We start from the raw sequence: 14,619 nt of genomic DNA on the forward strand, positions 1-14,619 counted from the left end.
GGGGGGGACATCACATACGACTTCTGGGGGGATTCGTGCATTGAATACCGGGGGCGATAGTGGGCCGTACGCCACTCGCGCCCGCCCCGCGCCGGGGCGGGTAAAATCGCCCCCTTGTCTGCCGCCGCCCGCAGGCCGCTGCCCCTGCATCGCGCGGCGGGCCCATGGCGGCACCCGCGGTGTTCCGCGCATTCCCCGAAGCGAATCCAGCCATGACCGACCAGCCTGACCTTTCCCCCGACGCCGACGACCCGGATGCCGCCGGGGAAACCGTGGAGAAGATCCAGGAACCCCGCCTGTGGCGGGCCGATGGCTGGACCGCCCGCGTGATCAAGAACGAGGACGATGACGGCTGGGCGGTGGCCATGATCAAGGACGGCGAGCCAGAGCCCGCCCTGGTCGGCCCCTGGACCATGGGCCGCGACAAGAAGAATCCCAAGCCGCTCGATGCCAACGCATTCTCCACGCTGGTCAAGACCGCCTCGGAGGTGCTGCGCCGCCACGAGCAGCAGTTGCACGCCATGCTGCACAAGAGCGTGATAGTGGACACGGACACAGCCCGCATCAGCGTGGCGCTGGACATCGTGCCCGACGAGGACAATCCCTACGCGGTATTGAGCGCGAGCGACGAGAACGGCGCTGAACTGGCCCAGGTGCGGGTTTCGCCTGGCTTCAAGCTGAGCAAGGCCAGCGCTGCCGACTGGATCGAGAACGAGTACCGCAAGCCGCGCTGAGTGCCTGCGCGCGTCACGCGCGCGGCATCGCGATGGGGCTCGCCTGTTCGTTCACGGAATTTGATGCTCCCGTGCAAGATGGCACGCTGCGCCGGACTGGCCTGGTGGCACACTATGGCCTATGCCCGTCGGCGTGGGGCGTTGTGCCCGCGCCGGATACCTCGACCGGGCGGAACATGCGAAGGCGCGGGAGACGGGTGTGGGTGAATTGCAGTCCTTGCTGGAGAGTCACGGCGTGATGCTCGTGTTTCTCAATGTGCTGGCCGAGCAGGCCGGACTGCCGGTGCCGGCCGTTCCCATGCTGCTGGTGGCCGGCGCGCTCGGCATGCGCGAGGGCGGCCCGGAACTCGGCGCGGTGCTGGCGGCGGTCATCCTGGCCTGCCTGATTGCCGACACGGCGTGGTATTTCGCCGGCAAGCGGCTTGGCCAGCCCATGCTGCGCACCATCTGCCGCGTCTCGATCTCGCCCGACAGCTGCATCCGCCAGACCCAGTCGCTGTACCTGCGCGTGGGTCCGCGCTCGCTGGTGTTCGCCAAGCTGCTGCCGGGCGCCGGCGCGCTGTCCACCGCCATGGCCGGCATGACGGCTACGCCATTTCCGCTCTTCCTGTTCTACGATGCGCTCGGCGCGCTGGTGTGGGCCGGCGGCGCCTTGCTGATCGGCGTCGTGTTCACCGATTTCGTCGAAGTCATCCTGCGTGCCTTCAGCACGTATGGACCAATGGCCGTGACGGTGGTGGCGGCGGCCTTTGCCGCCTTTGTCGCGTGGAAGTTCGTGCGCCGTGTGCGCCTGCTGCGCCGCACCCGCCGCGTGCCCCGCATGTCGGTGGGCGAACTGGAGGAGCGCCGGCTTGGCGACCGCTTCCCGCTGGTGCTCGACGTGCGCAGCGAGGTGGCCGAGCGGATCCCTGGCGCGTTGGCCGTCGACCTGAACGCGCCACTGGATCTGCTGTCGGCGCATCCGGTCACCACCGAGATCGTGGTCTACTGCGCATGCCCGAATGAAGTGTCGGCCGCGATCCTGGCGGAGCGGCTGAAATCCGCCGGCTATGCCAACACCTGGGCGCTGGCCGGCGGCTTCGACGAATGGAAGCGGCTGCACGGTGTCGCGCCCCATACGGCTTCCGGCCCGGAGGCTGCCGCGGCGCTGGCGCCACGCGTGAAGGGCCCCGGCCCGCTCCTCTGACCTGGCGCGGGGGCGCAAACCTGCCAGCAGATGCTGCCGCGCCAGCGCGTCAGCAGCCGACCCAGTAAGCGTAGCCCACCAGACGCTCGCCCAGGAAGTAGAGGCGGTACTGGTCGCCGTCGCCGTCCAGCGTGTAGAGCGTGGTGTAGGCGAGCTGTTCGAGGGGGTCCCCCTCGTCGCGGTCGGCGGGGCTGCGTACCTTGCCGGGTGCTTCGGCCATCTTCCAGTGCGGGTTCTTGCGCAAGGCCGCGTTGAGCTGCGCCAGCGTCGAGGCGCCGGTGATGTCATGCCCTTCGAGCCGCAGCGTCAGCCCGTCCGGGATGCCATGCAGCGCACGGATCACGGCGTCGCCGCTGCGGCCCACCTCGATCAGCGCATCCGGGTAGCGATAGTCCATCAGGTGCTCTTCGTCGAGCGCGGTACCGCATTCTTCCTGGTTGGCCGTGATGTTGGGCGGCTTGCCCCAGGCCGCCTGGACATCCGCCATGCTGGTCAGCCCGCGCAGGGCCACCAGCGGGCGGGTCAGCGGCGCGGGTGCGAAGGCAGGGGCATCGTCCGGCTGCGCGGCGTCGTCGGCCCGCGCCGCCTGGGGGCCCGAGGCCGACGCGGCGACAGGCGCTGCCGGAGCGGGTTCATTGCGTTCGCAGCCCGGCAGCGCGGCCAGGGCAGCGCAGGCGGCGAGGGTGGACAGGCAGCGGGACAGCGCGGGGTTGTCGGTGGCGTTCAGGCTGGACATGGTGCAAAAAATGGCCGCAAAGGCAGGGACTGCGTCAGGAGCGCAACCATACACCGAAGCGCGCCCGCTGAAAATGCCCGCGTGTGGCCTGGCGCACATCCCGCCTCCGGCTGTCGCGGGTCTGCGGGCAATCGCCCACGGCCACGATCGGGCCCGCGTAATACCGCGTGGTGCAGCGCCACCTCGCCATAGCGTTTGCTCCCTGCCCGCACATCGGCCCGGCGGCCACCCTCCTCGCCACGATGCCGCGGGTTTGCTCCAGGCGCTTCCACGGCAACAGCTTGCTGAGCATCTCCGTATCGGCCACCAGCACCTCGGCACGCCGTGGCGCCGCCTATACTTGGGCGGGGATCTGCCACGGAGGATCGGCATGCCAGTCGAAGACCAGGCTTCCGGAGACGAACTGGCCCGCATTGCGCGCCGCCGCCGGCAACTCGGTATTGCCAGGCGCTTGCGCGACGGCGACAGCCACTGGGCGCTGGCCCTGTCGGGCGGCGGCATCCGCAGCGCTACCTTTTGCCTGGGGGTGATGCAGGCGCTGGCCAAGGCGCCGCCGCCGCCGGTAGCCGATCCGGCCGGTCCGGTGCTGCATGCGGTCACCCCGGACGCTGCGCCGGACGGCCCGCCGGACAACGTCCAGGTCCGCCTGCAAGATGCCGTGCAGGAAGGCGATGGCCCGAACGCGCCCACGGCGGCGCCACCGCCGGCCACCACCGCGCTGCTCGGCCAGTTCGACTACCTCTCCACGGTCAGCGGCGGTGGCTACCTGGGCGCGTTCTTCTGCAGCCTGTTCGTGCCAGGCCGGTTGAAGCCCGGCACCGCGCCGGCCGAGGCTGCGGCGCTGGCCTACCGTACCCTGCAGCAGGAGCCGCCGGGGCGTATCCGGTCCTCGACCTCCTACGCCGCCGATCCCGGGCGCGCAGCGGTGGCGTGGCTGCGCGAGAACGGCCGCTATCTCACGCCGACCGGCGCCGGCGATGCGCTCTACGCCGGCGCGCTGGTGGTGCGCAACTGGTTTGCCATGCAATACGTGATCGGCAGCGCGCTGCTATTGCTGCTGGCGGTGCTGGCATTGCTCCGGCATCTCGCCGTGGGCAACTGGCTGGACCTGGGCAGGCACGAGATGGACCTGTTGCACGATGCCCGCCAGGTGTTCAACGAGGGTGGCCTGGCAATCTGGTGGAGCGAGCTGCTGTGGTTGCCGCTGGCCGCGCTGCTGCTGTTCGCGGTGCCGCCCGGCGTGGCTTACTGGCTGGTCTACCCGCACGCCGGCGAGGCGCGGCCGGCGCTGCGTTTCGATAGCGCGGCCACGCGCCTGGCCGCGCTGGCCGGCGTGGCCATGCTGGTCCTGGCGGCATGGCTGAACCGGCTGACGCCGGGCCTGGTGCTGCCCCGCCTGCTGCTGGCGGCGGCCGTGCTGACCTTGCTCGGCGTGGCTTGCTGCTTCGCCCTGTGCCGGGGGCAGCCGGCTACCGTGCAGGCCTATCGCGTGCGCGCCACGCGCGCGTTGCGCAACGGTGTCGGCGCGGCGCTCTGGTTTGCGGCGCTGGGCGCGGCGGACACGGTGGGGCGTACCTTCTACCTCTACACGCAGAACACCGGCCACCCCTGGGGCACGCTCGGTCCGGCGGCGATGGCGGGCGGCCTGGTCTGGCTGGTGCGCTACGGCGCGGGCCTGGTCGACGGCAAAGGCGGCGCCGGCGGCGGCAATCCATGGCTGTCGCGCCTGCCGGTGTCCTTGCTGGCCGGCATTGGCGCGGCGCTGGTGGCGCTGCTGGTCTTCATGCTGTGGTCGTGGCTGGTGTTGTGGGTGCGCTGGAACGGCGGCCAACCGCTCGACTGGATGGTGTTCGGCAACGCCTACACCACGCCGGTACTGTGCACGCTGAGCGTGCTGGCGCTGGGGCTCACGCTGATCGCCGGACGCTTCGCCGGTTTCCTTAACCTCTCGACCCTGCAGCCGTTCTACGCGGCCCGCCTCACGCGGGCCTACCTGGGGGGCTCCAACGGCAAGCGCTTCATGCCCGGCAGCGGCGCCGGGCCCGCGCAGCAGCATGCCATCCAGCGCGCCAGGCTCAGCGTGGCGGAGCCCGAGGATGGCGACTCGCTCAGCCTGAACGCCTACTACGATCCCGCCATGCTGGCGCCGCTGCACCTGATCAACGTGACGCTCAACCTTACCGTGGATCCCGCCGAGCAACTGGTGCAGCGCGACCGCAAGGGCAAGCCGCTGTGCATTGCGCCGGGGCCCTTCATGCTGCCGCACACGGCCGCGCGCGCCATCCCTGCAGACGCGTTCGTGCGCTTCACCGTGGATGGGCAGCTCTACTATCCCGAGACCTGGAAGGCGGGCGGCAGCGAGCTATCCCAGTCGCGCACGCTGGGCGACTGGATCGCAACCTCGGGCGCCGCGGTGTCCACGGGGCTGGGGCGGTCCACCACGCTTGGCACCTCGTTGCTGCTCGGCCTGGCCAACCTGCGCCTGGGCACCTGGTGGCCGTCCTATCCGCTGGATGCCGGCAGCGCGCCGCGCAGGGGCGGCGCCGAGCGCGACCGCGTGCAGGCGGAGTGCGCCGGCGCACCCTGGCTGGGCGGCTTCATCACGCTGTTCCGCACGCAGTACTATCTCGCCTGCGAGCTGAGCGCGCGCTTTCATGGCACGCGGCGCGGCTGGCAGTATCTGTCGGACGGCGGCCACTTCGAGAACACGGCCGTATATGAATTGCTGCGCCCCGAGCGCCGGGTGGCGCTGATCGTGCTGTGCGATTGCGGAGCGGATCCGCGCTACCAGTTCGGCGACCTGGCCAACCTGATCCGGCTGGCGCGCATCGACCTGGGCCTGGAGATCGTGGTCGATACTGCGGCCGCCGGCGACGCGGTGCTCGGCAGCGTGTTCGGCACGCCGGCCAGTTTTTCCCCGCAAGGGCGCCGCACGCCGAGCGACAAATGCGCGCTGTTGCTGAATGTGTTTCGCGCCGACGAGCCGGCCGGCACGCGCCGTCCGGTATCGCGCATCGTGTTGCTCAAGCCATGTCCGATCGCTTCGGCCCCCGCGGACGTGCGGCAATACGGCGCCGGGCATCCCGCCTTTCCGCAGGAGCCCACCAGCGACCAGTTCTTCGATGAAGCGCAGTGGGAGAGCTACCGCGCGCTTGGGCTTGCCATCGGCCAGCGCGTCTTCGGCGGCGGGGCGGATGGCGATGCTGTAGCGCGAGCCTTGTGGGCGCGTTGAGTCCGCGGGGCGCGCTGGCGCCGCTCAGCGCCCGAAGCCCACCAGCGCTTCCAGCACCGGCTGTACGGCTTCGGCCGGCGACAATGTCTTGCGCACCACCTGGCCCAGCCCGAACAGCCGCAGCCCCGGTGAATATTTGCCGTTGGCGGCAAGCCCGGAACACTAGCGGTTGACCACCTTGGCCGGCATCGCCAGCACCAGGAAGCAGCTACCCGCCAGGCAGGCCGCGAACAGCACCAGGCCGGCGCTCGGGCTATGGAAGGTGTCCTTGAGCCAGCCCAGCAGGTAGGTGGCGGCAAAGCCGCCGAGGTTGGCGATCGAGCAGGCCAGCGCAATGCCCGCCGCCGCCGCGGTGCCGCTCAGGAAGGTCGACGGCAGGCACCAGAACACCGGGAAGGTGGCGACGATGCCTACGTTGGCCAGCGTCAGCATCAGCACGGTGGCGCTGGTGGAGCCGGTGACGAAGGTGCTGGCGACCAGGCCGGCGGCGCCCGCCAGGATGGGAACGACGATATGCCAGCGGCGCTCGCGCGTCTTGTCGGAATGGGCGCCGTTCAGCAGCATCGCCACCACGGCCACCGCATGCGGGATGGCGGTCAGCAGGCCGATGTGCAGCGGGCTGGCCACGCCGGAGTCGCGGATGATGGTCGGCATCCAGAAGCCGATCGAGTAGGTGCCCATCAGCAGGCACATGTCGATCAGGCCCAGCATCCACACGCGGCGGTCGGTGAAGGCCGCCTTGAGCGAGTGGCTGCTTTCCACCAGCACATCGGTTTCCAGGTTGCGATGCAGGGTGCGCTTCTCGTCGGGTTGCAGCCAGCTGGCGTTGTCGATACCGTTGGGCAGGTAGAAGAACACCATCACGCCCAGCAGCACCGAGGGAATGGCCTCCAGGAAGAACAGCCACTGCCAGCCGGCCCAGCCGTGCATGCCGGCAAAGGCGGTCATGATCCAGCCGGAGATCGGGCTGCCGATCATGCTGGCCAGCGGCAGGCCCATCATGAACAGCGCAATGATCTTGCTGCGCTTGTGCGTGGGGAACCAGTAAGTCAGGTAGAGCAGCACGCCGGGCAGGAAGCCGGCCTCGGCGGCGCCCAGCAGGAAGCGCAGCACGTAGAACTGCGTTGGCGTGTTGACGAACATGGTCGCACCGGACAGCAGGCCCCACGTCACCATGATGCGGGCGATCCAGATGCGCGCGCCCACCTTCTGCAGCACCAGGTTGCTCGGCACCTCGAACAGGATGTAGCCCACGAAGAACAGCCCGGCGCCCAGGCCATAGACCGTTTCGCTGAAATGCAGGTCGTCCAGCATCTGCAGCTTTGCCAGCCCGACGTTGATGCGGTCGAGGTATGCGGCCAGATAGCAGGCGCAGAAGAACGGGATCAGGCGCCAGGTCACCTTGCGGTAGACATCTGGCTGGGCCGGGGCGGGTAGTACCGCCGCCGCGCCGTCTTGGTACTGATACGACATGTTCACTCCTTGATTTTCTACCGTTGTCTACCGTTGGGTGTCTTCGCCACCGCTGCGGGCGGCTGGCTGCGCTGTTGCCTACGCAAGCTGCGGGCCAGCGCCTGTGCAGTGATGGATGGGGCGGTTCTTGTGGTTTCCGTCTGGCCAGGCGGGCAATGCGTGCTCCGGTGCGCGGCGCAAGGCACGTCAGTCGCTGCGCTGTGCGCCGTCCTTGTGCAGGGGCGGCACCGGGTTCCTTCATCCGGCGCTCATGTAGTGCCTTCTACATGAACATTCAGCGTAAGCTACATGAAAAAAGCTGGCAAGGGCGTGGTGGCGGTTTTCTCCTCGGGGTTTTCCCGCGCGGCGCGAAAGCGCGCGCGGCAGCGGTCGGCGGCAAGCGGGCTTGCCGGGAAAGGTGGCGATCCGAATGTCTCGGATGCGCCTTATCTTGTTCAGTGGCCGCTTAATGAGCGGGTGAGGATCGCAGTCTTGCCAGGGTGTCGTCGACGTGGTCCCAGGCGGGTTTGCCGGGGGCGAAGCGCGCCCGCAGGTAGTGCACCAGCTGAGTCAGCTGGCGGTCGTCCAGGCTCTCGCCGAAGGCGGGCATATAGCCCAGTTCGCTGGATGCGGGCGCCGGGATGCCGGCGAGCAGCACGCGTATCAGGTTGTCGGGCCTGTCGCCATGCAGGTTGGTGTTGAGCGCCAGCGATGGCTTGATGCCGAACTGCCGGATGCCCTGGCCGCTTTGATGGCAGACCGCGCAGGCGTTCTGGTACAGCCGTTCGGCCGGGCCGCCGAGGGTGCGGGCCGCGGTGGCGCTGCGCTGTTCCAGCAGCATCGCCTGTTCGCTGGCAGCGGTATCCGGCGCGGCGTCGCCGAACGACGCGACATAGTGCGCGATGGCCCGCACGTCCTCCTCGGGTAGTTGTGCCAGTCCTTCCACCACCGGCGCCATGGGTCCGGCCGCCGCGCCATGGTGCGGGGCGTAGCCGTTGCGCAGGTACGCGAACAGGGCCTGCTCGGTCCACGGCACCGGCGCGCGCGATAGCTCGCCCAGCGGCGGCGCTTCCCAGCCTTCGGCCTCGCCGCCGCCAAGATAGGCGCGGCCGCCGCGTTCGGCGCCCAGCGCGTTGCGCGGCGAATGGCAGGCGCTGCAATGACCCAGGCCCTGGGCCAGGTAGGCGCCGCGGTTCCACTGCGCCGAGCGTGCCGGGTCCGCCTCGAAGGGCTTGGGGCTGTGGAACAGCAGGTTCCAGCCGGCCATCAGCGGGCGCAGGTTGTAGGGGAAGGCCAGCGCCGTCCCGGGCGCCCTGGCGCGTACCGGCTCGGCGGCCATCAGGTAGGCGTAGAGCGATTGCATGTCCGCCTCGCTGACCTTGGCGAAGGCGGTGTACGGAAACGCCGGGTAGAGATGCCGCCCGTCGCGATGGATGCCTTCGCGCATGGCGCGCTCGAAGGCGGCGTACGACCAGTTGCCGATGCCGGTCTCGGCGTCGGGCGTGATGTTGGTGCTGTAGATGGTGCCGAACGGCGTGTCCAGTGCCAGGCCGCCCGCGTTTGGCGCGCCATTGGGCGCGGTATGGCAGACCGCGCAGTCGCCGGCGGCGGCGACCAGCCGGCCGCGCTCGATGGTGGCGGCGGAATAGAAGCCCGCCGCCGGCGGGGCCGTCGGTGCGATCGGCGCGCGCCAGGGCATCGCGGCTGCAAACAGGCCGGCGGTGGCGGTGGCCGCGGCCAGCAGCCAGTTGCGCCTGCGGCGGGTGCCGCGCTTGCCGTTGCCGTCCGCGCTGGACTGCGCCGCAAGCGCGAGCCGGATCCGTTCGCCGCTGAACGGCGGCTCGCGCAGCCGTACGCCGGTCGCGTCGAAGATGGCGTTGGCCACTGCGGGCGCGGCGGGCAGGATTGCAGTGGCGCTGGCGCCGAGGGTGGTGGGCGCACCGGCCAGCGCACCGGCAAGGCGGACTTCCGGCAGTTGCGCCGTGGCGAGCGCCGGCAGGCCGGCTTCGTGCGCCGCAGGCAATGGCGCCAGCGCCTGAGCGGGCCAGCTGTCGAAACCGCTGCCGGCCGTGAGCTGCCGCGCGGCGTGTTCGGCTTGCTGCTGCAAGGCCGGCGCATTGCCCGCGCCTGGCTCTCCCGCGTCGCTGTCATGGCCGAGCGTGACGCCGGTCACGCTGACTTCGCCGGTGCTGGCGTCGACTTCGACTTCCGCCACCCAGGCGGACCAGCTCCGTACCGGCGGGTCTTCATCGGCGTGCCCGGCTTCGATGGTGCTGGCGTAGGCGAAACCGCGCCCGCGCCGGACATTGTTGCGTGCTTGCGCGTGTTCGCCGCGCGGCTGCCAGCTGGCCTGCGCCGCGACCCGGCGCACCAGGCCGGCGCCGCGCGCGTCGTCGATATGCCGCAGCCGCAAGGCGACCGGGTCCTGCCCGCTGGCTGCCGCCACCTCGTCCAGGTGCGATTCGTGCGCGAACACGTAAGCCCTTGCCGTCTGGGCCGGCGTGCCGGCTGCGCGCGGCAAGCCGGGCGTGCCGGTTTGCGTCACGCTCAGGCCGTCGAAGCGGTAAGGCGGCAGGATGGCGTCATCCTTGCCCTGATCCGCGACGGGCGCATGCGTTTCGATCTCGCTGACCGGTGCTGGCGTGCCGGTCAGCCACAGCGCCAGTGGCAGCGCGGATGCCACCGCCGGGCCGCCGCGCGCATCGACGGCCGCATTGACGGCATAGGCGGCGATGTCGCCCTCGGCCTTCCATGCGCTTTCGACATGGGTGTTGAGCAGCGCCCGCGTGGCGCCAAGCTCATGGGCTTCCACGCGCATGCGTACCGCGCCGCCGGCGGCGTGCGCCAGCAGCGCGGCATCGGCCGCGGCGTGGTGCGCGTGCTGCGCATCCTCGCCCGCCATGGCCTGCCAGCAGATCAGTGTGATGCGGTCCTCGCCGATGCCCAGCAGGGCGGCCAGCTCGAGGCGCAGGGCGCCGGGGTTGCGGCTGGGCAGCCAGACGCGCAGCGCGCCGTCGCGCCAGTCGGCGACGGCGGTGCAGCCGGCCGGCTGCAGGCCGGCGAGCGGCCATCGATAGTCCTGTGCGCTGTGGCCGGCGGCATCCGCCCTGGCCTGCATGATGTCACCATGCGCCGCGAGCACGCGGCGCGCCATCGGCGTACCCGGGGCGGTGGCCTGCTTCGGCGGGGCCTGCCAGCGGGCGCGTGCCGCATCGGCGGCCCGGGCCGCCTGCTGCGCGCTGGCGGCGGCAATGCCGAGGAAGCCGCCGCGCCGCACTACCGCGGCGACGCCCGGCAGTGCGCGCGCGGCGGCTTCATCGCACGCGAGCAGCCGGGCGCTGCGCAGGCTGCCCGCCTGCCACTCCAGTACCGGCGGGCGTACCACATGCCCGGCAAGCCACTGCCGCTCGGGCGGCGGCTGCCACGCCGCCACGCCGCCTTGCGCCAGCACCAGATCGTCGCGTCCGCTCATGCCGCACCATCCTGGCCGGCAGCCTGGCGCAGCAGCACGGCGGCGCGCCGCACCGCGCGCACGATCTCCACATGCGTGCCGCAGCGGCAAAGATTGAAGCGCAGTGCCTCGCGGATCTGCGCTTCGTCAGGGGAGGGCGTTTCTGTCAGCAGCGCCTTGGCGGTCATGATCATGCCGTTCAGGCAATAGCCGCACTGCGCCGCCTGTTCATCGATGAACGCCTGCTGCACCGGGTCGGGGTGCGCCGGCGTACCCAGTCCGTCCAGCGTGGTGACGGCATGATGCGCCACGGCCTTGACCGGGATCACGCAGGAGCGCGCCGCCACGCCGTCCACCAGCACCGTGCACGCGCCGCACTGGCCCAGGCCGCAACCGTACTTGGGCCCGTTGCAGGCAAGGTCGTTGCGCAGGATATAGAGCAGCGGCGTGTCGGGGTCGACCTCGGGGTCGAGCTGGTACGTGGTCCGGTTGACCAGTAGGGACAGGGGGCGGGGCGTGTTCATCGGGGGCTGGGGGCGTTTTAGAACATCACTCGCGTCGCCGGGCGTCTACCCGCTTCCGCGGCATAGGCCGCCGGAGCCTCGGGGCGCCTGGCGGTCTGGCTGGGACGTGGCTCAGGCGGCGACGGCCACGCGCCCTGCTTGCGCCAGCGGCACGCTGAACACATCGTAGCCGAAGCACCAGTCGGGGTTTTCGTTGGTGCGCAGCCAGGTGTTGTTGTGCGAAACCAGTTGCACCTTGCTGGCGCGTTCGGCGCGGTTGGCCTCGTACAGCGAGAAGGCGCTGCCGAAGTCCGACAGCCCGGTCTGCTCCAGGCAGCGCGTCAGCATGGCGGCGTCCTCGATGGCCATGGCCGCGCCCTGCGCCATGTGCGGCTTCATCGGGTGGCAGGCATCGCCCAGCAGCACCAGGCGCCCGCGGCTCCACACCGGCAGCGGATCGCGCTCCAGCAACGGCCACTTGGTCACCTCCACCGTGCCTTCGATCAGCGACTGCACGCCCTGGTGCCAGCCGTCGAAGGCGGCGCGCATTTCCTCGATGCTGCTGGGCAGCCAGCTCTTGCTCATGTCCCAGGTGGGCTCGGGCACGCCGGTCACGTAGTAGATCTCGTCGAGCTTGCCGGTGTCGAAGTAGACCATCATGTGGCGATCGTCGGACCACCACTTGGTGCAGCGGTCATGCGTGAAGCCCTTGACGCGCGAGATCGGGAACACGGCGCGGTGCGCCACATAGCCGGTGTACTTGGGTGGTTCCGCCCCCAGCAGGGTTTCGCGGATGCGGGAGTTCACGCCATCGGCGCCGATCACGATATCGGCCTCGTCCACCGAGCCATCGGCAAAGCGCAGGCGCACCACATGGCCAAGATCCTCCACGCTGGCCAGCTTCTTGTCGAACAGCAGCGTGCCGGGGGCGACCGCTTCGGTCAGCAGGGCGTGGAAATCGCCGCGGTGCACGGTCAGGTAGCTGGCGCCGTAGTGCGACACCGCGTAGTCGCCGAGCGGAATCTGCGCAATCACTTCGCCGGTCTGCCAGTCGCGGCTGTACCAGTAGTCCGGATGGCAGCCCATGGCGTTGAGCGCGTCTTCCAGGCCGATCCTGCGCATGATCTTCATCACATTGGGCCCCACGTGGATGCCCGCGCCCAGGCGCGAGAACGCGGGTGCCTGCTCATACAGCCTGACTTGGAATCCGGCGCGTTGCAGCAGGGCGGCCGCGACCGTCCCTCCCAGTCCGGCGCCGATCACTGCGATCCGTGGTTTGCCTTGCACGATATTTCTCCTGGCGGTGTGATGTGGGTCTGACCAGGCCGTCTGGCCGATCGGTGAATTGAGTGTACACATCATAAAAATGCTTGTAAACCAATGACAACGCAGCCCTATGGAAAACCCTGACTTCAAAATGACAGTATCGACACATTGCCAAAATATCGTGATAAAAAGCCCTATTTCAGGGATTTTCTCATTAAGTGAGCACTGAAACAGTGCGAGGCGCGCGCTGCGTCGCCTTGTTGTGGAAATAGAATGTGTACACTACAATAATTCGCAGAGCACCGACGCCGGAGAGGCGCTCGGGCTAGCCGTGCAAGGCGGTCGCCACGAAAGCGGGTGCCTGGGCGGGTGGACAAACAGATGGATGATGGAGTCGACAGTGCAGAAAGTCTTCCGTATCGGCCAGATCGTGCCGAGCTCGAACACCACGATGGAAACCGAGATCCCGGCGATGCTGGCCGCGCGCCAGCAGGTGCGCCCCGAACGCTTCACCTTCCATTCCAGCCGCATGCGCATGAAGAGGGTGGTCAAGGAAGAGCTGGCGGCCATGGACGCCGAATCCGACCGCTGCGCGCTGGAGCTCAGCGACGCCCGCGTCGATGTGCTGGGCTACGCCTGCCTGGTGGCCATCATGGCCATGGGCCATGGCTATCACCGCGTTTCCGAGAAGCGCCTGCAGGCCCATACCGCGGCCAATGGGGCGGACGCGCCGGTGATCACCAGCGCCGGCGCGCTGGTGGACGCGCTCAAGGTGATCGGCGCCAGGCGCATCGCCGTGGTCGCGCCGTACATGAAGCCGCTGACCGAACTGGTGGTGGACTATATCCGCAACGAAGGCTACGAAGTGGTGGACTGGCGCGCGCTGGAGATCCCCGACAACCTCGAAGTGGGCCGCCATGATCCCGCCAGGCTGCCCGGCATCGTCGCGCAGATGAACACCGCGGACGTCGACGCCATCGTGCTGTCCGCCTGCGTGCAGATGCCCTCCCTGCCCGCCGTGGCCAAGGTGGAAGCGATGACCGGCAAGCCCGTGATCACCGCCGCCATCGCCACCACCTACGCCATCCTCAGGCAACTCGACCTGGAGCCCGTGGTGCCGGGCGCGGGCGCGCTGCTGTCGGGTGCCTACTGATGCCGGCATCGGCACGCGCGAAAACGCAAGCAAAAACGGAAGGGAGCCAGCAATGAGCGAATTTCTCCACGGCGGCAATGTGTTCGCCAATGGCATCCGCCAGCACTACCTGCGCTATGGCGGCAACGCCGGCGGGCGCGAGGCGCGCGACGCGGTGGTGATCGTGCCGGGCATCACCAGCCCGGCCGTGACCTGGGGCTTTGTCGGCGAACAGTTCGGCAAGCACTTCGACACCTACATCCTGGACGTGCGCGGACGCGGCTTGTCCGAGGCGGGCGACACGCTCGACTACGGCCTGGACGCGCAGGCGGCGGATGTCACCGCCGTGGCCCGGGCGCTCGGCCTGGCGCGCTACGCCATCGTCGGCCATTCCATGGGCGCGCGCATCGGCATCCGTGCCGCGCGCGGCACGCCGGCCGGGCTGACGCGGCTGGTGATGGTGGACCCGCCGGTCTCCGGCCCGGGCCGCCGTGCTTATCCGTCGCAGCTGTCCTGGTATGTGGATTCCATCCGCCTTGCGCGGCAGGGCATCGACGCCGAGGGCATGCGCCGCTTCTGCCCGACCTGGACCGAGGCCCAACTGCGCCTGCGCGCCGAGTGGCTGCACACCTGCGACGAGCGGGCCATCGTGCAGAGCTTTGACGACTTCCACCGGGATGACATCCACGCGGACCTGCCGTCGCTGCGGGTGCCCGCGCTGCTGATGGTGGCCGGCCGCGGCGACGTGGTCCGCGCCGAGGACATCGAGGAGATTCGCGGCTTGCTGCCGGCGGTGCAGGTGGCGCGCGTGCCCGATGCCGGCCACATGATCCCGTGGGACGACGAGGCCGGCTTCTACCGCGCCTTCGGCGATTTCCTCGGTGTGCCGCTGCTGCGGGGCCAGGCCGCCGCCTGAGCCGCGCCCGC

General features: G+C 69.6%; 10 protein-coding genes. 5 read left to right on the plus strand and 5 right to left on the minus strand.

The genetic code is table 11. The annotated features are described in order from the left end of the window. Positions 1 to 212: 212 nt before the first annotated feature. Together AC3FOF_RS20250 and AC3FOF_RS20255 are read left to right on the plus strand one after the other, a co-directional pair. Positions 213 to 734, plus strand: a complete 522-nt coding sequence (locus tag AC3FOF_RS20250; RefSeq protein ID WP_276269335.1) for a hypothetical protein — start codon at positions 213 to 215, stop codon at positions 732 to 734. A gap of 199 nt (positions 735 to 933) precedes the next feature. After that, positions 934 to 1,920, plus strand: a complete 987-nt coding sequence (locus AC3FOF_RS20255) for a VTT domain-containing protein (protein ID WP_035812532.1) — start codon at positions 934 to 936, stop codon at positions 1,918 to 1,920. A gap of 49 nt (positions 1,921 to 1,969) precedes the next feature. On the opposite strand, the gene AC3FOF_RS20260 is transcribed toward AC3FOF_RS20255, so the two are convergent. Beyond that, a complete protein-coding gene (locus AC3FOF_RS20260; protein ID WP_276269336.1) occupies positions 1,970 to 2,656 on the minus strand; it encodes a hypothetical protein in 687 nt (228 codons plus the stop codon). 370 nt (positions 2,657 to 3,026) lie between these two features. On the opposite strand from AC3FOF_RS20260, the gene AC3FOF_RS20265 reads away from it, so the two are divergent. After that, positions 3,027 to 5,888, plus strand: coding sequence for a hypothetical protein (locus AC3FOF_RS20265; RefSeq protein ID WP_488727599.1), 2,862 nt, complete (start codon positions 3,027 to 3,029; stop codon positions 5,886 to 5,888). 162 nt (positions 5,889 to 6,050) lie between these two features. On the opposite strand, the gene AC3FOF_RS20270 is transcribed toward AC3FOF_RS20265, so the two are convergent. The 4 genes from AC3FOF_RS20270 to AC3FOF_RS20285 all read right to left on the minus strand — a co-directional run bounded on the left by AC3FOF_RS20270 (position 6,051) and on the right by AC3FOF_RS20285 (position 12,581). Then, positions 6,051 to 7,361 (minus strand): MFS transporter, encoded by a 1,311-nt coding sequence (locus AC3FOF_RS20270; RefSeq protein WP_017224032.1) that lies wholly within the window; start codon positions 7,359 to 7,361, stop codon positions 6,051 to 6,053. A gap of 445 nt (positions 7,362 to 7,806) precedes the next feature. Beyond that, entirely contained in the window at positions 7,807 to 10,812 is a 3,006-nt protein-coding gene (locus AC3FOF_RS20275; RefSeq protein ID WP_488727600.1) for a c-type cytochrome, read from the minus strand. Continuing rightward, on the minus strand, positions 10,809 to 11,315 hold the full coding sequence (locus AC3FOF_RS20280; RefSeq protein ID WP_488727601.1) for a (2Fe-2S)-binding protein: 507 nt from the start codon (positions 11,313 to 11,315) through the stop codon (positions 10,809 to 10,811). The genes AC3FOF_RS20275 and AC3FOF_RS20280 overlap by 4 nt, the downstream gene beginning before the upstream one ends. 111 nt (positions 11,316 to 11,426) lie before the next feature. After that, positions 11,427 to 12,581, minus strand: a complete 1,155-nt coding sequence (locus tag AC3FOF_RS20285; protein ID WP_276263456.1) for an FAD-dependent monooxygenase — start codon at positions 12,579 to 12,581, stop codon at positions 11,427 to 11,429. Between the two features lie 379 nt (positions 12,582 to 12,960). Here AC3FOF_RS20285 and AC3FOF_RS20290 point away from each other — a divergent pair, with 379 nt between their 5' ends. Together AC3FOF_RS20290 and AC3FOF_RS20295 are read left to right on the plus strand one after the other, a co-directional pair. Then, entirely contained in the window at positions 12,961 to 13,713 is a 753-nt protein-coding gene (locus tag AC3FOF_RS20290) for a maleate cis-trans isomerase family protein (protein ID WP_488727602.1), read from the plus strand. Between the two features lie 52 nt (positions 13,714 to 13,765). Continuing rightward, complete coding sequence (locus tag AC3FOF_RS20295) at positions 13,766 to 14,608, plus strand: alpha/beta fold hydrolase (protein WP_488727603.1); 843 nt, start codon at positions 13,766 to 13,768, stop codon at positions 14,606 to 14,608. The last annotated feature ends 11 nt before the right edge of the window (positions 14,609 to 14,619 follow it).

It is taken from the genome of Cupriavidus sp. 96C5-1, from assembly GCF_057798855.1.